Annotated in this window: 17 protein-coding genes; 9 read left to right on the top strand and 8 right to left on the bottom strand. The window is 72.1% G+C overall.

Annotation, left to right across the window (positions count from 1 at the left end):
• Window positions 1-4 precede the first annotated feature (4 nt).
• Window positions 5-1,615 (bottom strand): Na+/H+ antiporter, encoded by a 1,611-nt coding sequence (locus tag LXT23_RS25540; RefSeq protein ID WP_253982899.1) that lies wholly within the window; start codon window positions 1,613-1,615, stop codon window positions 5-7.
• A gap of 179 nt (window positions 1,616-1,794) precedes the next feature.
• Between LXT23_RS25540 and LXT23_RS25545 the strand changes: the two genes are divergently transcribed.
• Window positions 1,795-2,544 (top strand): TVP38/TMEM64 family protein, encoded by a 750-nt coding sequence (locus tag LXT23_RS25545; RefSeq protein ID WP_253982900.1) that lies wholly within the window; start codon window positions 1,795-1,797, stop codon window positions 2,542-2,544.
• Window positions 2,545-2,551: 7 nt separating this feature from the next.
• On the opposite strand, the gene argC is transcribed toward LXT23_RS25545, so the two are convergent.
• Genes argC through LXT23_RS25580 form a run of 7 tightly spaced genes read right to left on the bottom strand, consistent with a single transcriptional unit; the run spans window position 2,552 to window position 10,272 of the window.
• On the bottom strand, window positions 2,552-3,625 hold the full coding sequence (gene argC, locus LXT23_RS25550; protein WP_253982901.1) for an N-acetyl-gamma-glutamyl-phosphate reductase: 1,074 nt from the start codon (window positions 3,623-3,625) through the stop codon (window positions 2,552-2,554).
• The gene (locus LXT23_RS25555; RefSeq protein ID WP_253982902.1) at window positions 3,622-4,683 is read right to left on the bottom strand and encodes a DUF1611 domain-containing protein; all 1,062 of its coding nucleotides are present in this window, start codon (window positions 4,681-4,683) and stop codon (window positions 3,622-3,624) included. The genes argC and LXT23_RS25555 overlap by 4 nt, the downstream gene beginning before the upstream one ends.
• Window position 4,684: 1 nt before the next feature.
• The gene (gene argG, locus LXT23_RS25560) at window positions 4,685-5,878 is read right to left on the bottom strand and encodes an argininosuccinate synthase (protein ID WP_253982903.1); all 1,194 of its coding nucleotides are present in this window, start codon (window positions 5,876-5,878) and stop codon (window positions 4,685-4,687) included.
• A gap of 26 nt (window positions 5,879-5,904) precedes the next feature.
• The gene (gene argH, locus LXT23_RS25565; protein ID WP_253982904.1) at window positions 5,905-7,254 is read right to left on the bottom strand and encodes an argininosuccinate lyase; all 1,350 of its coding nucleotides are present in this window, start codon (window positions 7,252-7,254) and stop codon (window positions 5,905-5,907) included.
• Window positions 7,247-8,308, bottom strand: coding sequence for a M20/M25/M40 family metallo-hydrolase (locus tag LXT23_RS25570; RefSeq protein WP_253982905.1), 1,062 nt, complete (start codon window positions 8,306-8,308; stop codon window positions 7,247-7,249). Before LXT23_RS25570 ends, argH begins: the two co-directional genes overlap by 8 nt.
• Window positions 8,305-9,231, bottom strand: a complete 927-nt coding sequence (gene argB, locus LXT23_RS25575; RefSeq protein ID WP_253982906.1) for an acetylglutamate kinase — start codon at window positions 9,229-9,231, stop codon at window positions 8,305-8,307. The genes LXT23_RS25570 and argB overlap by 4 nt, the downstream gene beginning before the upstream one ends.
• Before the next feature lie 33 nt (window positions 9,232-9,264).
• Window positions 9,265-10,272, bottom strand: coding sequence for an N-acetylornithine carbamoyltransferase (locus LXT23_RS25580; RefSeq protein WP_253982907.1), 1,008 nt, complete (start codon window positions 10,270-10,272; stop codon window positions 9,265-9,267).
• A gap of 191 nt (window positions 10,273-10,463) precedes the next feature.
• On the opposite strand from LXT23_RS25580, the gene LXT23_RS25585 reads away from it, so the two are divergent.
• The 8 genes from LXT23_RS25585 to LXT23_RS25625 all read left to right on the top strand — a co-directional run bounded on the left by LXT23_RS25585 (window position 10,464) and on the right by LXT23_RS25625 (window position 22,024).
• A complete protein-coding gene (locus LXT23_RS25585) occupies window positions 10,464-10,895 on the top strand; it encodes an arginine repressor (RefSeq protein ID WP_253982908.1) in 432 nt (143 codons plus the stop codon).
• Window positions 10,896-11,201: 306 nt separating this feature from the next.
• Entirely contained in the window at window positions 11,202-12,440 is a 1,239-nt protein-coding gene (locus tag LXT23_RS25590) for a vWA domain-containing protein (RefSeq protein WP_253982909.1), read from the top strand.
• A gap of 9 nt (window positions 12,441-12,449) precedes the next feature.
• Window positions 12,450-13,157 (top strand): response regulator transcription factor, encoded by a 708-nt coding sequence (locus tag LXT23_RS25595; RefSeq protein ID WP_253982910.1) that lies wholly within the window; start codon window positions 12,450-12,452, stop codon window positions 13,155-13,157.
• Complete coding sequence (locus tag LXT23_RS25600) at window positions 13,154-14,941, top strand: sensor histidine kinase (RefSeq protein WP_253982911.1); 1,788 nt, start codon at window positions 13,154-13,156, stop codon at window positions 14,939-14,941. The genes LXT23_RS25595 and LXT23_RS25600 overlap by 4 nt, the downstream gene beginning before the upstream one ends.
• 132 nt (window positions 14,942-15,073) lie before the next feature.
• Window positions 15,074-16,462 carry a TolC family protein gene (locus LXT23_RS50165; protein WP_267146710.1) on the top strand — a complete coding sequence of 463 codons (1,389 nt, stop codon included), beginning with the start codon at window positions 15,074-15,076 and terminating at the stop codon, window positions 16,460-16,462.
• Window positions 16,463-16,553: 91 nt separating this feature from the next.
• Entirely contained in the window at window positions 16,554-17,951 is a 1,398-nt protein-coding gene (locus tag LXT23_RS25615) for an efflux RND transporter periplasmic adaptor subunit (protein WP_253982912.1), read from the top strand.
• Window positions 17,948-21,274, top strand: a complete 3,327-nt coding sequence (locus LXT23_RS25620) for an efflux RND transporter permease subunit (RefSeq protein ID WP_253982913.1) — start codon at window positions 17,948-17,950, stop codon at window positions 21,272-21,274. Before LXT23_RS25615 ends, LXT23_RS25620 begins: the two co-directional genes overlap by 4 nt.
• A gap of 192 nt (window positions 21,275-21,466) precedes the next feature.
• Window positions 21,467-22,024: a sigma-70 family RNA polymerase sigma factor gene (locus LXT23_RS25625; protein ID WP_253982914.1), complete on the top strand. Its 558-nt coding sequence runs from the start codon at window positions 21,467-21,469 to the stop codon at window positions 22,022-22,024.
• Window positions 22,025-22,028: the final 4 nt, after the last annotated feature.

The raw sequence follows: 22,028 nt of genomic DNA on the forward strand, positions 1-22,028 counted from the left end.
GTCCTCAGGTGCCGACGGCGCCCACGTTGGAGGGTGGGGCGCCCTCGGAGGGCGTGTGGGCCTCGGCCGCGTCCGCCTGGGCGATGCGCTCGTCCAGCTCCGCCGACAGACGCTCGAAGGCCTCCTTGCCAATGGTGGCTGACTGGTAGGCCTTCAGCAGCGACGCCTTCTCCACGATGAGCATGCGGCGGACGGCCTCCTGGTGCTCCTCCTCGTGGAAGCGCATCGACTGCTGCTTCAGCGCCGCCAGCTCCTTCTCCGCGGCGGCCTCCTTGTCCTGGTACTCCTTCTCCAGCTGCGTCAGCACGTCGGCGGGAATCTCGCGGGTGCGGCGCAGGCCCTCCAGCGCGGCCAGCGCGGCGTGGACGGCGCCCAGCCGGCCCCGCGCCAGCTCGTACTGCTCCTGGTAGGCGTCCTTGAGGCCGGTGATGCCCAGCCGCGCCAGCAGCGGCGCCATGGTGAGCCCCTGGACGATGATGGAGAGCACCACCACGCCGAACGTCATGTTCACCAGCAGCTCGCGGTGGGGGAAGTCCGTGGGGAGGCTGAGCACCAGCACCATGGAGATGGCGCCTCGCAGCCCGCTCCAGGTGAGCACCGCGCTCCACGTCCACGGCATGCGCTCCTTGGTGAGGCGCAGCAGGGCGGACATGCCGTAGACGATCACCGCACGGCCCACCACCACCGCCACGTACGCCGCGAGGATGGGCTTCCAGGAGGCCAGCAGCGAGCCCAGCTGCACCTCCAGGCCGATGAGCAGGAACACCACCGAGTTGAGCGCGAAGGCCAGGTACTCCCAGAAGCTCTCCACCGCGACGCGCGTGGTGGGGCTCATGCCCTCGTGCGTGGCCCAGTTGCCGCACAGCATGCCCGCCACCACGGTGGCGATGACGCCCGAGTAGTGGAAGTTCTCCGCCACCACGAACGAGCCATACGCGGCGATGACGGTGAGGGTGATTTCCACCATCGCGTCGTCCACGCGCTTGATGACCTGCGCCACCACGTAGCCCACCGCGCTGCCGATGAGCACCCCCATCCCCGCCACCTTGACGAAGTCGAAGATGGCCCCGCCCACGGTGAACTTCCCACCGGAGGCCACCGCAACCACCAGCGTGAAGAGCACGACGGCGGTGCCGTCATTGAGCAGGCTCTCTCCCTCCACCAGGATGAGCAGCCGCTTGGGCGCGCCCAGCGTCTTGAACAGGCCCACCACCGCGATGGGGTCCGTGGAGACGATGACCGCGGCGAACACCAGCGCGGGCAGCAGCCCGAAGCCGCTCACGAAGTCCATGCCCTGCACCACGGGCGAGAGGATGAGCGCGGTGAGTCCCGCCGACGCCGCCACGCCGGGGATGGCCATGGAGTGGATGGCCAGCTTGTTCTTCCAGAACTTGCGGAACTCCACGTGGAAAGCCGCCTCGAAGAGCAGCCCCGGGAGGATGATGGCGAAGAGCAGGTTCTTCGTGAGGTGCGGCGGCTCGAAGACATGCACCGCGCCCAAGGTCAGCCCCGCCACCACCAGTGCCACCGTGTAGGGGAACTTGAAGTAGCGCGCGGCGATGGCCACCGCGGTCGCGATGGCGAAAATCAGTACGAAGGCCAGCTCGAATTGCATGGGTCCCCAAGTCCCTTTGAGTTCAAAGGGGCGTACCTTAATGCGGGTGGGGCGCGGCCCGAAACGGGGAGGCCGGGGCGCGAGCGCATGCGGGGCGCCTGCTGCCCGTCCGCCCGCCCGCTCGACGGGCCTCGGCAGGCGCCGTTGCCTCGCATCGGCGAGCCCCCCAGGTTTGCGACATGTCCGCGCCCCCTCGTTCCGGAGGGCTGGGGCCAGGTGGCTGGCTCAAGCTCCTCGCGCCGCTCTGCGCTTCCATCGGGTTGCTGGTGGGGCTGCGGCTGCTGGGGCCGCAGTACCTGGACCAGGCGCGGCTTGCCGGGTGGTTGCGCCCGCTGGGGCCGCTGGCGCCCGCGGCCTTCATCCTGCTGCTCGCGGTGCGGCCGGTGACGCTGCTGCCCGGGCAGCTCTTCTCGGCGGTGGGCGGCCTCGTCTTCGGGATGGCGCGGGGGACGGCCTACGTGCTCGCCGGCAGTCTGCTGGCCACCGGGCTCATCCACCTGCTGGCGAGCCGGCTGGGGCGCAAGCCGATGAAGCGGCTCGTGGGGGCCAATCACGCCGCCATCCAGCGCGCGGCGAGGGAGCACGGCTTCCAGCTCGGGTTCCTCGCCTGTGTGAATCAGGTGATTCCGGCGGACGTGCTGCTCGCGACGGCGGCTGCGTCAGGGGCCCGCTTCTGGCCGCTGGGCCTGGGCGCGCTCGTCGGCACCCTGCCGGGGACGCTGCTCACCGCGTACTTCGGCAGCTCGCTGGGGCAGGGCAAGACAGTCGCGACGGTGGTGTCCGCCAGCGGGATGCTGCTCAGCATGGTGCTCGGCCTCCTCCTGGGGCGCCGGCTGATGCGCGAGCTGCGCATCACCGGGGACGCCGCCGACGCGCCGGAGGCCGGGCGCGAGAGGCGGGCCCGGGAGCGTGTTCCCAGGCCCGCCTGAAGAGGTCCTACGGGTAGCAGGCCGCCTGGCGAAGCGCCGTGTCCTCGGGGAAGCCGAGGGCCACGTTGAAGTTCTGCACGGCCTGGCCGGCCATGCCCTTCACCAGGTTGTCCAGCGCGGCCATCACCGCCACCGAGCGGCCCTTGGTGGCCACCGCGATGTCGCAGAAGTTGCTGCCCGTCACCGCGGCGATGCGGGGCGTGCCCTCGACGATGCGCACGAACTTGTGCCCCTCGTAGTAGCGCCGGAATTTCTCCATCAGCGACGCCGTCACCACCGCGCCGCCATGCTCCGGCCACTCGAACTGCACGGTGGCGAAGATGCCGCGCACCATGGGCGCCGAGTGCGGCACGAAGGCCAGCCGGTGCCGCTGCGCGCCGTGCGCCACCAGCATGACCTCGACTTCTGCTTCGTGCTGGTGCTCCAGCGGCTTGTACGCGCGGAAGTCATGGGCGCGCGTCGGGTGGTGCGTGCCCTCGCCCGGCAGCGAGCCGGAGCCGGACGAGCCCGTCACACCCGACACGGCCAGCAGCCCCAGGCCGGGCGTGGAGGCAATGGGCAGCAGCGCGAGCTGCACAGCGGTGGCGAAGCAGCCCGGGTTGGCGATGCGCTTCGCCTTCTTGACCTCCTCGCGCTTCCACTCGGTGAGGCCGTAGGTGAAGGTGCCGAGCAGCTCGGGGGCGGGGTGGGGCCGGCCGTAGGCGCCCGCGTAGCGGCCCGGGTGGTCCAGCCGGAAGTCGGAGGACAGGTCGATGAGCAGCATCCGGTCCGCGATGCCGGCCTCGGCCCACTTCGCCTCGAGGTTCTTGAACTGGGCCGCCAGCTCGCCGTGTCCCAGCGCGCTGAAGACCACCGGCTGCTGCGAGTCCGCCAGCCAGCGCCAGTCCGGCTCCGCCTCGAAGCGGCCGTCCACCAGCCCGCGCAGGTGCGGGTGCACCTTGTGGATGGGCTCGCCCGCATGGTGCCGCGACACCACGCGGATGCCCGCCACCGCGGGATGCCCGGAGAGGATGCGCAGCAGCTCGCCCCCGCCGAAACCGGAGGCCCCCAGGATGTAGATGTTCGCCCGCGTCGTCGTCATTGCTGCCTCCCCGCGCCCAGCTTGGACGCGAGCTTCTCCAGGATGAGCCCGCCCAGCGCCGCCGCGTCCGCGCGGGCGTTGCGGGCGGGAATGCCCACGACCTGCTCCACGAAGCGCACGCCCACCGCGTTGTCCGTGGCAGGCCCTGCCACCACGTCCACGTTGATGTCGTACGTCTCCCGGAGGTGCCGCACGCCGCCGGCCGCGCCCACCGGGTCGTTGGCGCACAGCACCCACGCGCCCGCCAGCGCCTTCAGCTCCGGGTCCGCCAGGATGCCCTGCACCCCGTACTCGCCCATGATGCCGTCGCCCGTCTCCGCGACGATGACGTCCACGTTCTCCGCCGCCAGCTCGGAGAAGAGCACCCGCGCCACGCGCGCACCCGTGCGGGGGCCCGTGCAGACGATGCCCGCGTCCGTGAAGTCCATCACCACGTCCGCGCCGGAGTCCTGCATGCTCAGCGTGTCCCGCATCAGCGACACGCCGGTCAGCTTCGCGCCGCCCACGCGGTAGCCCGCCTGCGCCAGCTTGCGCACCATGGCGCTGGCGGCGAACGTCTTCCCCGCGTTCATGCAGGTGCCCACCACGAACACCACCGGGCACTTCACCGGCGTCGCCGTGCCCTTCAGCGCGCCGGAGGACACGTGCGCCGGCTGCCCGGTGCGCGACATCAGCTCCGGGAACTCCAGCACCTGGCCCAGGATCTCCGCCTCGAAGGGCAGGCCCACGCCGTGGTTGTGCGAGGTGCACTTGCCGATGACGCCGCCCATGTTCAGCACGTGCAGCCGCTGGCCCACGGTGACGGACTCCGGCACCACGCCCTCGTAGCCGTGCAGCGCGTTGCGGTGGCCCAGGGCCCCCACGACGATGTCACCGGCGTGCAGCGTGACGAGCCGCCCGTGCGGGTCCTCGAGCTGGTTGTAGACGCTCTTCTCCCCGTGGATGCGCACGGCGACGACGGCGCCCTCCTCGGCCTTCACCTCGGGGGCGAGGTGTACCGTGCGTCCCAGGCCCAGGTTGCGGGTGACGCTGCCCACCTTGTCGACGAAGACCTTCATGTCAACCTCCCTTGGCCCGATGCGAGAGCATCTGCGCCACGCCGTACAGCTTGGCGAATCCAGCCGCTTCAGAACCCGTCCACAGCACGTTTGCTTCCCCGTACGTCGCCACCTTCGCGTCCATCAGCGAGTGTGGCGACTTCACGCCCTCCACCACCAGCGTCCGGGGGTGAAGCACCAGCCGCACCTCGCCCGTCACGCGCTCCTGCGACGAGCTGAGGAACGCCTCCAGGTCCTTCACCAGCGGGTCGAAGAAGTGGCCCTCGTGCAGCAGCGAGCCGTACAGGTTGCCCACCGTCTCCTTCCAGAAGAGCTGCTTGCCGGAGAGCACCACCTTCTCCAGCTCGCGGTGGGAGGTGATGAGCAGGTGCGCCGCGGGCGCCTCGAAGCCCACCCGGCCCTTGATGCCGAGGATGGTGTCGCCCAGGTGCACGCCCCGGCCGATGCCGTAGGTGCGCCCCAGCGCGTTGAGCACCTCCACCAGCTTCACGGGGCCCAGCTTCTCGCCGTCCAGCGCCGTGGGGATGCCCTGCTCGAAGGACACGGTGAGCGTGCGGGGCTTCAAGTCGGTGGGAATCTCCCCGCCGGGGAAGGCCGCCTCGGGCAGCGCGCTCCACGAGTCCAGCGTCTCGCGGCCGCCGACGGACGTGCCCCACATGCCCTCGTTGACCGAGTAGGAGCCCAGCTTCGGCGGCATGTGGATGCCGCGCTCGGCGAGGAAGGACAGCTCCTGCTGGCGGCTCAGCCCCAGCGAGCGGATGGGCGTGAGCAGCTCCAGCTCCGGCGCCAGCGAGCGGAAGGCCACGTCGAAGCGCACCTGGTCGTTGCCCGCGCCCGTGCTGCCGTGGGCGATGGCCTGCGCGCCCAGCTCGCGCGCCATGCGCACGGCCTCCACGGCCTGGCAGGCGCGCTCGGCGGAGACGCTGAGCGGGTACACCTGCCCGCGCAGCACGTTGCCGGCGATGAGGTAGCGCAGGTAGCCCTGGAAGAGGGTGTCGCGCGCGTCCACCGTGTGGTGCGCCACCGCGCCCAGCTTCGCCGACAGCGCGGCGATGTTCGCCAACTGCTCGGGCGGGAAGCCACCGGTGTCCACCGTCACGGTGGTGACGGCGTAGCCCTGCTCGCGCAGGTAGACGGTGCAGAAAGCGGTATCGAGTCCGCCGGAGAAGGCCAGCACCACGTTCTTCTTGCTCATCTCTTCACTCCTCACGGGGAAGGGGTTCACAGCGCCCACACGCGGGCCGCGGCGGAGGTCGCCGCGCGGTGGGTGTCGTCGAGCCAGGCGCGCGCGGCGGCCAGCTCCTCCCGGGCCTGGGGCAGCCCCAGGTTGCCGGCGCCACCCAGGTGGGTGGCCGTCAGTGCGCCGCGGTCCGGGTGGAACGTCCCGTCCGCCAGCTCGCGCCCCACCTGCCGGTACGCGTCGCGGAAGGGCAGCCCCTTCGCCACGAGCGCGTAGGCATGGTGGGCCGCGTACAGCGTGTCGTCAGAGGCGCGCGCCGCCGCGTCCGCCTTGACCTGCAGCGCGGGCACCAGGCGGGTGAGCACGTCCAGCAGCGCCTTCATGGAGTCCAGGGCCGCGAGGGTGGGGCGCTTGAGCAGCTGGAAGTCGCGGTGGTAGCTGGACGGCAGGCCGCCGGCCACGGCTTCCACCTGGTGCGCCAGGCCCCGCAGCTCGCGGCAGCGACCGCGCGCCAGCTCCACCACGTCCGGGTTCTTCTTCTGCGGCATGATGGACGAGCCGGTGGTGTACGCGTCCGGCAGCGCCAGGAAGCCGAACTCGTCCATGCTGTAGAGCTGCACGTCCCAGAGCCACTTCTCCAGCGTGCCCGCCACCGAGCACGCCCATCCCAGCACCGCCGCCTCGTGCCGGCCCCGGCCGTTCTGCACGTCGATGGGGCTGCGCTGCACCTTCGCGAAGCCGAGCAGCTTCGCCACGTACTCCCGGTCGATGGGCAGCGGCACGCCGAAGCCCGCCGCCGCGCCCAGCGGGCACCTGTCCAGGCGGGCCCACACGCCGCGCAGCGCCTCCAGCTCCTCCAGCAGCCCCTCCGCGAAGGCCATGGCCCACAGGCCGAACGTCGACGGCATGGCCCGGCGCAGGTGCGTGTAGCCCGGCAGCGCCACGCCCGCGTGCGCCTGGGCGAAGTCCAGGAAGGTGCCCGCCAGCTCCACCGCGCGGGCGCCCATGGCCAGCACCTCCTCACGCAGCAGCAGGCGCAGGGCCAGCTGCACCTGGTCGTTGCGCGAGCGCGCCAGGTGGATGCGCTTGCCCGCCTCGCCCACGCGCTCCACGAGCGCCGCCTCCAGCGCGGTGTGGCCGTCCTCCTGCTCCGGGCGGATGGTGAACGTGCCGGCGCGCGCCTCGTCGTGCAGCGTCTTCAGCGCCGCCACCAGGGCCTTTGCCTCCTCCGCGCGCAAGAGGCCCACGTGCGCCAGCATCCGCGCATGCGCGGCGCTGCCGAGCGCGTCGTGCGGCGCCAGCGCCAGGTCCACCACCGGGTCGTCGCCCACCGTGAAGCGGTGGATGGCCGCGTCCAGGGCGATGCCCTTGCCCCACAGGGTGTCAGCCACGGGCCACCTCCTCGAAGTAGCCACGCACCAGTCGCGTGTAGAAGGCGGCGCCCGCTTCGAGCTCCGCCCGGGTGAGGTACTCGTCCGCCTGATGGCTGCGCAGCGTGTCGCCGGGGCCCACCTTCACCGCGGGCAGCTCGCCCAGGAAGGCCCAGTCGGACGCCGTGCTGGAGCCCACCGGCTCCGCGCCCGCCGCCGCCACCGCCGCGCGGACGATGGGCTGGTGGTCCGCCGTCGCCTTCGGCAGGTAGCGCGCCGAGTGCACCTGCACCTCGCTCTTCAGCGCCCGCGCCACCTGCTCGGCGACCCTCGCGTGCTCCATGCCCGGCGTGGTGCGCAGGTCCACGAAGAACTCGCACTTGTCCGGCACCTGGTTGCGCGCCAGCCCGCCGGAAATCTGGGTCACCTGCGCCCGCGCCTCACCCAGCAGCGGGTGGGACGGGAAGCGCAGCTCCGCCAGGACGGAGATGTCCGTTGCCGCCAGGTGGATGGCATTCACCGCCGGGGTGCTGTGCGCGTGCGCCACGTGCCCGCTGCGGCCATGCGCCGTGCAGCGCAGGAGCAGCATGCCCCGCTGCGCGGTGCAGGGCTTCAGGCTGGTGGGCTCGCCCACCACCGCCGCGTCCAGCGGCCCCAGCTCTGGCAGAATCGTTCCCAGTCCCTGACCTCCCGTTTCTTCTTCGGCAGTGAGGGCGAAGACCACTTCTCCACCCGCGGGTACTCCCTCCTTCAGCAGGGTGCGGGCGGTGAGGAGCATCCCCGCCACGCAGCCCTTGGCGTCGTTGCTGCCCAGGCCGTACAGCCGGTCCTCGCGCCACTCGGGCGCGTGCGGCGCATACGTCCACCCGGCGCACGGCTTCACCGTGTCCAGGTGCGAGTTGACGAGCAGCCGGCGCGGCCCGCTCCCGACGGAGAACCACACGTTGTGGCCCTTCCGCTGGACGCGCGCGCCCCAGCCCTCTGCCCACCCGGACACCGTGTCCGCGATGAGCTTCTCGTCACCCGAGACGCTGGGGATGGCCACCAGCGCCTGGAGCAGCTCCGCCGCCTTCATCCCACGCCCCCGGCGGGCTTGGGCACCGACTCGCGCACCACCATGGTGCCGCTGCCCTCGTTGGTGAAGACCTCCTCCAGGAGCGCGTTGGGCTGCACCCCGCTGACCAGGTGCACGCTGCCCACCCCGCCCACCAGCGCGTGGCGGATGGCGTGCGCCTTGGGCCGCATCCCGCCGGAGATGGTCCCCTTGTTCTCCATGGTGGCCAGGTCCGTCAGGTTCGCCAGGGTGACGAGCGACGTCGGGTCGTTGAGGTCTCGCAGGAGGCCGGGCACCTGCACGAGGAAGAAGAGCTTCTCCGCGGACAGCGCCACCGCGAGCGCCGCCGCCACCGTGTCCGCGTTGGTGTTGTAGACGGCGCCGTCCGTCCCGCCCGACAGGGGCGCAATCACCGGGACGTAGTCCGCCGAGCGCAGGTGCTCCACCACGCGCGTGTCCACCGACTCGATGTCGCCCACCAGCCCGTAGTCGACCAGCCTGCCCTCGCTGGCGCCCGGCTCCGTCACCATGACGGGAGGCCGCTTGCGCGCCTTGATGAGCCCGGCGTCCACGCCGCTCAGGCCGACGGCCGGAACGCCCGCCGCCTGGAGGTCCGCCAGCAGGTCCGTGTGCAGCTTGCCCGCGAGCACCATCTTCGCCGCGTCCAGCACGGGCGCGGAGGTGATGCGGCGGCCCGCCACCTTCTCGATGGGCAGGTGGAGCGCGTCACACAGCGCGTCCAGCTCCGGGCCGCCGCCGTGCACGACGACGGGGCGGATGGAGAAGGTCCACAGCAGGGCAATCTGCTCGCACGCGGAGCGGCGCAGCTTCGGGTCGCTCAGCATGGCGCCGCCGAGCTTCACGACGAACGTCTTGCGGCGGAACTGCTGGACGTAGCGCGCGGCGTTTCGGAGCGCGGAGTACGGGTCGGGCGACAGGGGCACGGGAGACCTCGAAAGGAAGAAGGGGAGGGAAGCTCAGAACGAGCGCATCCAATGGAGCAGGGCGCGCTGGACGTGGTAGCGGTTGCCCGCCTCGTCCACGACGCGGCTGCTCGGGTGGTCCAGCACCTCGTCCGCTACCTCGACGTTGCGGCGCACGGGAAGACAGTGGAGGAACGCGGCGTCCTTCGACGCACGCGACATGGTGCGCAGCGTGGGCATCCAGCCGGAGTACGACGCCAGGAGGGCCGTGACGTCGTTGGGCGAGAAGGCCGCCGCGGCCGTGGGGCCCCACGACTTGGCGTAGACGGCGCGGCTGCCCTCGAGCGCCTCGTCCTGGTCGTGCGTGTAGGTGATGCTGCCGCCGGTGGCCTTCGCGTACGCCTCGGCCTCCGCGCGCACGGCGGGGTGCAGCTCGAAGCCGGGAGGGTGCGCCACGCGGACCTCGCAGCCCGCGGCGGCGGCGCTGAGGAGGAACGAGTTGGGCACCGCCTTGGGCAGCGGCTTGATGTGAGGCGCCCAGGTGAGCGTCACCGGGAGCTTCTTCGTCGTGCCGAACGTCTCGCGCAGGGTGAGCACGTCGGCCAGGCCCTGGCAGGGGTGCTCGCGCGCGGACTCCATGCTGACCACGGGGACGGTGGCCCACTTGCGGAAGGCATTGATGACGGGGTCGACCTCGTCCTCCTCGTCACCGCCACCCTGCGAGAAGGTCCGCACGCCCAGCATGTCCACGAAGCGCGACAGGACGGGCGCCGCCTCCTTGAGGTGCTCGGCCCGGTCCGCGTTCATCACCGCGCCCTCGCGGTGCTCCAGCTTCCACACGCCGGAGCCCACGTCGAGGATGATGGCGTTGCCACCCCCGCGCAGCATGACGGCCTCGAACGAGGTGCGCGTGCGCAGCGACGGGTTGAAGAACACCATGCCGAGGATGGAGCCGGGGAACAGCGGCTGCGTCGGCCCCTTCTTCTTCCATGCGGCCGCCTGCGCGAGCACCGCCTCGACGCCCTCGGGCCCGAGGTCCTGGATGTGGGTGACGTGCTTCATGGGCCTGTGCTCCCAACCGGCTGCGGGCCGGATGCAGGGGGTGTGAATATGCACGAAAATGCGTGAAAATTCGTGCATTACTAAATGAGGCGCGGATATTATGCAGAAAGACGCAGCGCGCAAGCGTCTTATTGCAGAAATCTTCATGCAGCCGCTTGAATGAATATGCATGCACATGCAGGGTGCCGGGAATGAACCTGGACGAGACCATCCTGAGGCTCATCTCCGATCAGGAGATCAGTGATCAGGCGGTGTTACAGGAGCTGCTGGAGGCGCAGGGGGAGGCGCCGAGCCAGTCCACGCTGTCGCGGCGGCTGAAGAAGCTGGGCGTGCAGAAGGTGGGCGGGCGCTACCAGCGCGTGGCGCCGCCGCCGGTGGTGGCGCCGGCTCCGGCGCCGCGGCCGTGGCTGAGGATCATCGAGGCGCCGCCCAGCCTGCTGGTGCTGAAGACGGCGCCCGGCTACGCGCAGGTGTTCGCGCTGGCGCTGGACCGCGAGCCGGACGTGCCGGGCCTCGCCGGCACCGTGGCGGGGGACGACACCATCTTCGTCGCCGTGACGGACCCCTCGCGCCTGCGCGAGGTGCGCTCGGTGGTGGAGCGGCTGATGGCGCGGGGGACGTGAGCGGAGGCCGAGCTTGCACTTTGGCGCGGCCGGGGACAACCTATGGGGGTGGGGGCGCTGCTGACGCCCTGGCACGTCAGACCCCGGTGCTATCTCCGCGTGCATGGAAATGGAGACGGGCGTCGGGGAACATGGGTGTCCGCGTCGAGCCATTCGAAGCCATCGAGCTGAACCTGGCCATCCTCTGGCTCGAGCCGTAACCCGCGTCGTCACCGCCGGTTACAAGCCGGTTACACCCTTCGCGGGCCTTCACCCGTACTGTCCTCAGCGTGCTCAATCGGGCACCGCCGTACGAAAGGACGCACGATGAAATCGGCCCTCAAGCTTCCCGTCATCCTCGGCTCGGCCGCGGTGCTCGCGGTCTCCGCGCTTCTGCTGGGCAAGCCCGCTCCGGTCGAGCCCAGGCCGCCCACGCCCCTGGTCAACCGACCCGCGACTCCCAAGGTGCCCAAGGCTCCCGGGACGCCAGCGGTGGTCCCCGTCGTCCCGGCGGACGCGAAGCAGCCCATCATCCAGATTGCCCTGCTCCTGGACACCAGCGGCAGCATGCAGGGCCTGCTCGACCAGGCCCGCACGCAGCTGTGGAACATCGTCAACCGCTTCTCCCATGCGAAGCGCGACGGGGTGGCCCCACAGCTCCAGATTGCCCTCTACGCCTACGGCAACACCGAGCCGGGCGCCAACGCCAATGAAATCCGCCAGGTGCTCCCCTTCACCACCGACCTGGACCTGCTCTCCGAGCGCCTCTTCTCGCTGCAGATCTCCGGCGGTGACGAGCACTGCGGAGAGGTCATCCACGACGCCACCCGGCAGCTCGCCTGGAGCGCGAATCCGGACGCCATGCGGCTCATCTTCATCGCCGGCAACGAGCCCTTCACCCAGGGCCCCGTCGACTTCGACGCCGCGGTGAAGGGCGCCCGCGAGCGCGGCATCACCGTCAACACCATCCACTGTGGCGACTACGAGCAGGGCGTCTCCGGCAAGTGGAAGGACGCGGCGGCGCTCGCCGACGGCAGCTACATGAACATCGACCACAACCAGCGCGTGGTGGAGCTTGCCGCGCCGCAGGACGCGGAAATCGCCCGGCTGGGCGCCGAGCTGAACAAGACGTACGTGGCCTATGGCGCCGCCGGCCGGCAGAACCAGCTCCGCCAGGAGGCGCAGGACCAGAACTCGCTCGGCCTCTCCCTCTCCAGCATGGTGTCCCGCTCGGTGACGAAGTCGTCGGGCAACTACTCCAACGAGAGCTGGGACCTGGTGGACGCGGTGAAGAAGAACCAGGTGGACGTGGCCACCGTCCGGGCCGACGACCTGCCCGAGCCGATGCGGGGCCTGGACGCCGCCGGCCGCAAGGCGTGGCTGGAGACGCGCGAGCAGGAGCGGACGCAGCTCCAGCAGCGCATCCAGGCGCTCAACGCCGAGCGCGAGCAGTTCCTCACCGAGGCCCGCAAGCAGCAGGCCGCGCCGGGCACCGCCACGCTGGAGGGCGCCATCGGCCAGGTCGTGGAGCGCGAGGCGAAGAAGCGCAACCTCACGCTGGAGTAGGATGTCGCCATGGCCGCGCGCCGAGTGCTCGTCGTGGAGGATGACCCCGCCATCCGGCGCGGAATCGTGGATGCCCTGCGCTTCGAGGGCTATGAGGTCCTCGAGGCCGGGGCCCGTGAGGAGGGGCAGCGGCTGGCCGAGCGCACCCCTTGCGACCTGGTGCTGCTCGACCTGGTCCTCCCCGACGGGGACGGGTTGGAGCTGCTCCGGGCGGTGCGCAAGAGCCGCCCCACGCTCCCCGTCATCATCCTCACCGCCCGGGGGCAGGAGGAGGACCGGGTCAACGGCCTGAAGCTCGGCGCGGATGACTACGTGGTGAAGCCCTTCTCGGTGCGCGAGCTGCTGGCCCGCGCGGGCGCGGTGCTCCGCCGCTCGGCCGAGCGGCCCACGGGCACCGGCCGCATCGACTTCCCGGGCGGCCACTTCGAGGTGGAGCGGCGCGAGCTGAGCTTCGACGACGGCTCGCGGGTGGACCTGGCCGAGCGCGAGGCGGATGCGCTGCGCTACCTGGGGGACAACGCCGGGCGCGCCATCTCCCGCGAGGAGCTGCTGGAGCGCGTGTGGCACCTGCCCGCCCGGAGCGTGCAGACCCGCACGGTGGACATGACCATGGCGCGGCTGCGGGAGAAGCTCCGGGACGACTCCGAGGAGCCCCGCGTCATCCTCACCGTCCGGGGCAAGGGCTACATGTTCGCGACGAAGGGCACCGCGTCGTGATTCGCTCCTGGCGCATCTGGATTGCGGTGAGTGCGTGCCTGTGCCTGGCGCTGGCGGGCGTGGTGGCGCTGTCCGTCTTCGCCCTGCGGTTGGACCGCGCGGACCAACGGGTCCGGGAGAGCGCGGCGCGGGAGGAGAACGCGCGGCTGGCGCTGTGGCGGCTGGACTCGGACCTGCTGCCGCTGGTGGCCCGGGAGAGCGCGGTGGCCCCGGAGGCGTACCGCCCCGTGTCCGCGGCGCGCGGGGTGCTCGACTCGCGGCTGCGTCCCATGCTGGAAGGGGAGGCGCTGCTGGCCTCGCCGCTGCTGTCCCCGCTGCCGGAGCATGTGCTGCTCCACTTCCAGGTCGCCCCGGACGGGAGCGTGTCCTCGCCCCAGGTGGTGGAGCCCGGCCTGCGCGAGTCGGTGGGCGCCACGCTGCCCGTGACCGAGCTGGCCGCGCTGGAGGCCCGGCTGGAGACGCTGCGAGGCCTGCTGAGCGGGACGAACCTCCGCCAGACGCTGAGCGAGCCGCCCCCGCAGCTTCGCCGCCCCGAGGCGCCGCTCGCGCGCATCGAGAGCACGCTCGCCGAGGTCTCCCAGATGGCGAAGAACGCGAGCGAGTTCAGCGCCCGCACCCGGAGCGCGAACCAGGCCGTCCGGGGGATGAGCGGGTCCACCTCGAACGCCTACGATGACACCTTCAATCGGTCCCCCTCGAAGTCCCAGCAGGACGCCGGGGACGTGATGCAGGCCGTCTGGGTGGGGGACACGCTGCTGCTGGGGCGGCGCGTCTGGCTGGACGGGCACGAGTACATCCAGGGCTGCTGGCTGGACTGGCCCGGGCTGCGTACGTGGCTGCTCGGGCAGATTCGCGACCTGCTGCCCTCCGCGGTGCTGGAGCCCGTCGCGAGCGGGGTGGTGCCGGAGGGCGATGGCCGGATGCTGGCGGCGCTGCCGGTGCGGCTGGTGCCGGGGCAGGCGCCGGAGGGCGGGTATGGGACGGTGTCCGTGTCCTCGCTGCCGGTGGTGCTGACGGTGGCGTGGAGCGGCGTGCTGCTGGCGTGCGTGGCGGTGTTCGCGCTGCTGGTGGGCGTGGTGGCGCTGAGCGAGCGGCGGGGCGCGTTCGTCTCCGCGGTGACGCACGAGCTGCGCACACCGCTGACGACGTTCCGGATGTACACGGAGATGCTGGCGGCGGGCATGGTGCCGGACGAGGCGCGGCGCCAGGAGTACTTCGACATCCTCCACCGCGAGGCGGAGCGGCTGAGCCACCTGGTGGAGAACGTGCTGGCGTACGCCCGAATCGAGAAGGGGCGGGCGCCGGCCCGGCTGGAGCCGGTGGACGTGCGCGCCATGGTGGCCCGGATGGAGGAGCGGCTGGCGCAGCGGGCGGCCCAGGCGGACATGGAGCTGTGCGTGGACGTGCCCCAGGGCGTGGCCGTGCTGACGGACCCTTCCGCCGTGGAGCAGGTGCTCTTCAACCTGGTGGACAACGCGTCCAAGTACGCCGCCCCGGCGGAGGACCGGCGCATCCACGTGGAGGTGGAGCGGAGCCGGGGCCGGGTGGGCCTGGTGGTGAGGGACCACGGGCCCGGCGTGGATGCCGTGACGGCGCGGCGCCTCTTCGAGCCCTTCTCCAAGTCCGTGCAGACGGCCGCGAAGACGGCGCCAGGGGTGGGGCTGGGGCTGGCGCTCTGCCGGCGGCTGGCGAGGAGCATGAAGGCCGACCTCCGCTACGAGCGCGTGACGGAGGGCGGCGCGCGCTTCGTGCTGTGGCTGCCTCACTGCGCGGCGAAGCCGTAGGCGAGGGCTCGCCCCGGGAGCGTGTACCAGCGGACAGGGGGCTGTCGCCTGCCGGACGCTCGCCGTCCCTCGGGCGCGACTCGGGATGTCGGGCCACGCGGCAGCGGCTATCCCGGAGGACCACCCCCGCGCATGCTCCTGACCCTCTTCTTCCTCGTCGCGCTCCCCGACCCGTTCACCGCTGGCACCGACGCGGGCGTGCCGGCCGTGCTGGCGGCAACAGGCGTGGGAATCGACGAGGCGCTCCTGGCCCCACCTGGACCGGCGCTGGCGCTGGGGAGCTGGGACGATGCGCTGGCCCGGCTCCGGGCGCGCTCGGTGGACCTCCAGCTCGCGCTCGCCCAGCTGGAGCTGGCCGGGGCCGAGTCGCGCCTGGCCCTCTCTCCGCTGTTGCCGGGCGTGACGGGCTCGCTCTCCGTCCAGGAGCGGCTGGCGGGTGGAGGCTCGGTCAGCGTCGAGGGCGGAGGTGGCAACATTCCCGTGGGAGAAGGGGGCGAGGACGAGCCCCGGCCCACGTCGCCCCTGGTGGCGCTGCGCGCGACGGCGAGCCAGTCCCTGGTCGACGTACCGGCGTGGCTGCAGCTCTCCGCGGCGCGGGCGAGGGAGCGCGCCGCGCGGGCCAGCACCCAGGACGCGTGGCGCTTGCTGGTTCGCGAGCTGGCGCGCAGCCTGGTGGCGGTGGTGACAGCGGAGCGGGTGGTGGAGCTGGACCGGATGGGGCTTGCCCAGGCCCGGGAGCGACACCAGCTCACGCTGGAGGCGGAGGCGCTGGGCACCGGGCGCAAGCTGGACGCGCTGCGCACCGCGAGGGATTTGGAGGTGGCGCGTGCCGCGCTGCTGGAGAGCGTGGAGTCCTTGCGGCGCACCCGCGAGGCGCTGGGCAGCGCGCTCGGGGTGGAGGGCGAGGCGGGCGTCGTGCCGGGGTTCCAGCTGGACGGCCTGGGACGGAGCGTGGCCGAGGTGTGCCGCCCGCTGGAGGGCGCGGCGCGAGCGGACCTGGTGGCGGCGCGGGAGGAACTGCGAGCGGCCGGGCGCGAGGTGGACGCGGCGAGGGCCGAGTATGCGCCGACGCTGGGGCTGCAGAGCTCGCTGACGGCGACGTCCGTCACACCGGGGACGGCCCGGGTGAACCAGTGGAACATCGCCGCCGTGCTGGGGTTCAGCCTCTGGGATGGCGGCGCGCGCGGCGCGGCGGTGCGCACGGAGCGGGCCAACCGGGCCATCGCGGACCAGCAGCTCGAGTCGGTGCGCAGGGCGCTGTCCGTCGAGGTGGCGCAGGCACGGCGGGGCGTGGCGCTGGCGGAGGCCCAGCAGCTGACGGCGCGGCGAGCACGCGAGGCGGCGGCCCTGACGGACCAGCTCACGGGCGAGGCGTTTCGTGAGGGCGTGGGGACCAGCCTGGAGCTGGTGCAGAGCGCGGAGGAGCTGCGCGAGGCGGAGCGGACGCTCGCCCTGCGCGAGCTGGAGCTGGTGCAGGCACGTGTGGATTCCTTGATGGCGGAGGCGGAATGCGCGTGGTGATGCGGCAGCGCTCGTTGCCGAGCACCTGGACCGCCCCGTCCGAGCTGGGGCGGGTGCAGGCTCAGGTGGCTTCGCTGATGGCGGAGGCGGAATGCGCGTGGTGACGCAGCGGCGCTCATGCACGGGCCCCTGGCTCGCCCTGCTCGTGGTGCTGGGGGCGTGCTCCCGGGGCGGAGAGGGCGGACGCGGAGACGGCGGAGCGGGTGACGGCGGCGACCGCGCGCCGGCCGTGGACGTGAAGGAGGTGCGTCGAGGACGCCTGAATGCCCCGCTCACCCTGGTGGGAACCACCCAACCTCGCGAGCTGGTGTCGGTGCGGGCGCGAGTGGAGGGGCACCTGGAGTCTCTGACGGTGGACGTGGGCGACGTCGTGCGCTCGGGCCAGGAGCTGGGGCGGCTGGACACGTCGCTCCTCGACTCGGAGGTCCGCGAGGCGGAGTCCGGGGTGGCGGGGGCCCGCGCGGAAGCGGCGAGCGCGGAGGCGTCCGTCGTCCAGGCGCGCAGCGCGCTGGAGCAGGCCCGGCTCGCGCTGCAGCAGGCGGAGGTGGAGCAGGAGCGTTACGCACGGCTCGCGGAGCGGGGCATCGCCAGCCGGCAGGAGGCGGAGCAGCGTGAAATCACCGCCCGCACCGCGAGGCAGGCGGTGGAGGCGGCCACGCAGCAGGTGCGTGCCCAGGAGAGCCTCGCGGCGGCCGCGGGCTCGCGCGTGCAGGCCCAGGGCGCGCTGGTGTCGGGGGCGCAGCAGCGGCGCGACTTCGCGTCCCTGCGCTCCCCGCTGGACGGCCTGGTGGTGGCGCGCCTCCATTCCGCGGGTGACCTGGTGCAGCCCGGCGGCGAGGTGCTGCGCGTGGGGGACTTCTCCAGCGTGGAGGTGGCCATCTCCGTGTCCGAGCTGGAGCTGTCGCGAGTCGAGCCCGGGAAGCAGGTGCCGGTGCGGCTCGACGCGTTTCCGGACAAGGTCTTCACGGGCCGGATTGCGCGCGTGTCTCCGCAGGCGGACCCGGTGAGCCGGCTGGTGCCTGTGGAGGTGGCGCTGGAGAACCCCGACGGGCGCATCGGCAGCGGGCTGCTCGCCCGGGTGCAGCTGGATGACGGCGGCGAGGAGCGGCTGCTCGTCCTGGAGTCGGCGCTCCTGGTGGACAAGCCGCGGGGGCCTGCGGGAACCCGTGCGCCGCCGGGAGGCGCGGATGGTGGCGCGGGAGTGGAGGCGGGGGGCCAGGGACGCGTGTTCGTGGTCGAGGCGGGCGATGGCGGCACGCCCCGCGTGGTGGCGCGAGAGGTCCGCGTGGGCGCGCGTGCGGACGGACAGGTGGAGGTCCTCTCCGGACTGAAGGAGGGAGACCGCGTGGTGGTGCGCGGCGAGAAGCCGCTCCAGTCGGGCATGGCGGTGCGTCCCAGTGCCTTGTCCGACCCCGCGGGTCCGGGCCCGGGAGGAAGCAGGCAGGACGGCGGCGCGGCCGGTGACGGTGGGCGGGGAGGCGGGACGTGAGCGACGGAGCACCGGGGGGCGGTGGCCGTCGCGGTGGGTTGAGTGCGCTCGCGGTGCGTCGGCCGATTGGCACGATGATGCTCGCGCTCACCGCGGTGGTGCTCGGGTTCTTCTTCCTGCTCCGCATGCCGGTGGACCTGCTGCCGTCCATCACCTACCCGCGCATCGGCGTGCGCCTGGATGCGCCGGGCATCTCGCCCGAGGTGGCGGTGGAGGAGATCACCCGCCCGCTGGAGGAGGCGCTCGCGGCGACGGAGGGCGTGGTGCAGGTGTACTCGCAGACGCGCGAGGGGCGCGTCAGCGTGGACCTGTACTTCCAGCCGGGCGGCGACGTGGACCAGGCGCTCAATGACGCCACCGCCGCGGTCAACCGCGCCCGGGGCAACCTGCCCGACACCATCGAGCAGCCCCGCCTCTTCAAGGTGGACCCGTCGCAGCAACCCGTCGTGGAGTTCGCGCTCACCTCGCCCGGCCTGTCGGGAAAGGCGCTCCGCGTCTTCGCGGACGAGGAGCTGGCGCGCGAGCTGGCGGTCGTGCCCGGCGTGGCGTCGGTGGACGTGTCCGGCGGGGCGGTGGAGGAGGTGCAGGTCAACCTGGACCTGCAGCGCCTGCAGGCCTCGGGGCTGGGGCTGCTGGAGGTGCTGCAGGCGCTGGAGGCGGAGAACCAGGACGTCTCGGGCGGCCGGCTGGAGGGCCAGCGCACCGAGTCGCTCGTCCGCACGGTGGGACGCTTCCGCAAGGCGTCCGAGCTGGCGAAGGTGTCCTTCCTGGTGCCGGCCCCGCAGGCGGCGGCCGGGACGCCCGTGCTCGCCACGGCGCCGCCGCAGCAGCGCAGGGTGATGCTGGGCGAGCTGGCCACCATCGTCGATGGCACCGAGGACGAGCGCGTCTTCGTCACCCTCAACGGCCAGCCGGCGGTGAAGGTGAGCGTGCAGAAGCAGCCGGATGCCAACACCGTGGACGTGGTGGATGCGGTGAAGGCGAAGGTGGAGGAGCTGCGCGGCAGCGGGCGGCTGCCGGAGGGCGCGGTGCTCACCGCGACGCTCGACGAGTCCGTCTTCATCAAGCGCTCCATCCGGGACGTGGCGTTCTCCGGCCTGGCCGGCGCGGCGCTCGCGGCGGCGGTGGTGCTGCTGTTCCTCGGCTCGCTGCGGCAGACCTTCCTCGTGGTGCTGGCCATTCCGCTCGGCACGCTGCTGTCGGTCTGCCTGCTGGCGCTGTCGGGCGCCTCGCTCAACATCTTCAGCCTGGGCGGGCTGGCCGTGGGCATCGGCGCGGTGGACAGCTGCATCGTCGTGCTGGAGAACATCGTGCGCGGCGTGGACGAGCGGCGCAGGCGGAGGACGGGCGAGGGCGCGGGAGCGCCGCTGGTGGCGCCCGCGTCGACCACGGAGTCGGCGCCGGAGCCGGACGCGGCCACGGGCACCTCGGAAGCCCCCTCGGACTCGGAGCCCCTGGCCCTGTCCGAGCTGGTCCCCCTGGCCGAGTCGCGCAGCACGGAGCTGGAGTCCGCGCTGGTGGCGTCCACCACCACCAACCTCGTCGCCGTGGTGCCGTTCCTGCTCATCGGCGGCTTCGTGGCGCTGCTCTTCAACGAGCTCATCCTCACCGTCCTCTTCACGGTGGGCGCGTCGCTGCTCACCGCGCTCACGGTGGTGCCCTCCCTCGCGGCGCGGCTGCTCGCGGTGCGCCGGACGAGCGGCCTGTCCCGGCTGAAGGTGATGCGTGCCTTTGCCGTCCGGGTGGAGCGCCTCACGGACCGCTATGCCTCCCTGCTGTGGCGCACGCTCCAGCACCGGCGGTGGGTGCTGGCCGGTGTCTTCGGCGGGCTGGGCCTGGCGGCGCTCCTGATGCTGCCCTTCCTCTCCACGGAAATCCTCCCTCGCGTGGGCACCGGTCAGGCGCGGCTCATCGCCCAGTTCCCTCCCGGGCAGCCCGTCAGCGAGAGCCAGCGGCTGATGAAGCAGGTGGATGCGCTGCTGATGAGTCAGCCGGATGTGAGCTACGTCTTCTCCACCGTGGGCGGCTTCCTCTTCGGCAATGCGACGTCGGAGAACCCGCTGCGCGCCTCGTCCACCATCACCCTGAAGCAGGGCACGGACACGCAGGCGTTCGTCGCCCGGATGAACAAGGAGCTGGCGAAGCTCAACCTCGTGGACATCCGGCTGCGGCTGTCGCCGGAGCAGATTCGTGGCCTCATCACCAGCAACTCCCCGGTGCGCGCGGAGGTGGACGTGGTGCTCACGGGGGACGACACCGAGGCGCTGCAGCGTGCCGGCCGGCAGGTGCTGGAGGCGCTCGACGCCAGCGCGAAGCTGGCGCGCTTCCGCCCGGACGCGGACCCCACGCAGTCGGAAATCCAGGTCCGCAGGGACGCCGAGCGCGCGGGGCTGCTCGGGCTGTCCTCCGGTGACATCGGCCAGGCGGTGGCGACGGCCCTGGAGGGCTCCATCGCCACGCAGCTCCAGCGCGGCGAGCGCCTGGTGGACGTGCGCGTCCGGCTGGCGCCCGAGTCGCTGCGCACGCAGGCCCAGCTCGAGCAGCTCCCGCTCGTCTTCTCCGGCCGGGCCCCGGTGCGGCTGTCCGAGGTGGCCACCGTCACCGAGGGCACCACTCCGGGCGAGGTCCAGCGCATCAACCAGCGCGAGGTGTTCATCCTCGCCGGCGACCTGGCGGAAGGGGAGAGCCTGGGAGACGCCCTCGCGGAGACGGAGCGAATCGTCGCCGGCGTGAAGCTGCCCCAGGGCGTGTCGCTGCTGCCGAGCAACGCCGCCCAGAGCAACCGGGAGCTGCAGAGCTCGCTGGCCATCCTGGGCGCGCTCGCGGTGTTCCTGGTGCTCACGGTGATGGCGGTGCAGTACGACTCGCTCATCGACCCCTTCGTCATCCTCTTTACCATCCCCCTGGCCCTCGTCGGAGGGCTGGCGGGGCTGGTGCTCACGGGGGTGGCGCTGGGGGCCACCGCCCTCATCGGCGCGGTGCTGCTGGTGGGCATCATCGTCGGCAACGGCATCATCCTGGTGGAGCTGGCCAACCAGCTCCGGGAGGAGTCGCCCGACATGTCACGGCTGACGGCCATGCGGCTCGCCGCCCCCATGCGCCTGCGTCCCATCCTCATCACCACGCTGCTGGCCACCCTGGGCCTGGTGCCGCTCGCCATCGGCTTCGGCGAGGGCACCGAGCTGCTTCGCCCGCTGGCCCTCGTCACCCTCTTCGGCCTCGGGGTGGGCACCCTCCTTACGCTCTTCGTCGTGCCCTGCCTCTACGTGAGCCTGCACGCGCTGATGACGTGGCGGCCCGGAGCGCGGAAGGCCGCGGGCTGAGTCCTGGGTGAGGGGCAGACCTGACCCGCTGGGTGTGGGATGCTGTGGGTTACCCGACCTTGGGGCGAAGAAATGGTTTCCCCGTGAAGCCATTTTGCTCCTCCTACTCAAGGATTTCCGGCGAAGCCGTAGGTCATGGGAGGGCATTGAGACGAGGCCGCGTCTCGGTGCACGACTGCCCCGGAGGGCACCATGAGTACGTCGGAGCTGACAGTGCTGCTGGACGGCGCGCGCAAGGGAGACCGGGGCGCGCGCGATGCGCTGATGGCGGTGGCCTACCAGGAGCTTCGGCAGCTGGCCCACTCGGCCATGCGGAGCGAGGCCTCACACAGCACCCTACAGCCGACGGCGCTGGTGAACGAGGCGTGGATGCGCCTGTCCAGCGGCGGGGTGGCCTTCGAGAACCGGCGTCACTTCTTCGGTGCGGCGGCGCAGGCCATGCGCCGGGTGCTGGTGGACCGGGCGCGGGTGCGCCGGGCGCAGAAGCGCGACGCGGGGCAGGAGCGGCTGAGCCTCAGTGACGTGGAGGTGGAGGCCCCGGCCGGCGTGGACATCGAGGTGCTGGAGCTGGAGCAGGCGCTGTCGGAGCTGGAGACCTTCCAGCCGAGGCTGGCCCGCATGCTGGAGCTCCGCTACTTCGCGGGCCTGGGCATCCTCGAGACGGCGGCGGCGCTGGGGGTCTCCCCGGCCACCGTCAAGCGGGACTGGGCCTACGCCCGGGCCTGGCTGCTGGAGCGTCTGGGCAACTGAAGAC

This window comes from Pyxidicoccus xibeiensis (assembly GCF_024198175.1).
GTDB lineage: Bacteria > Myxococcota > Myxococcia > Myxococcales > Myxococcaceae > Myxococcus > Myxococcus xibeiensis.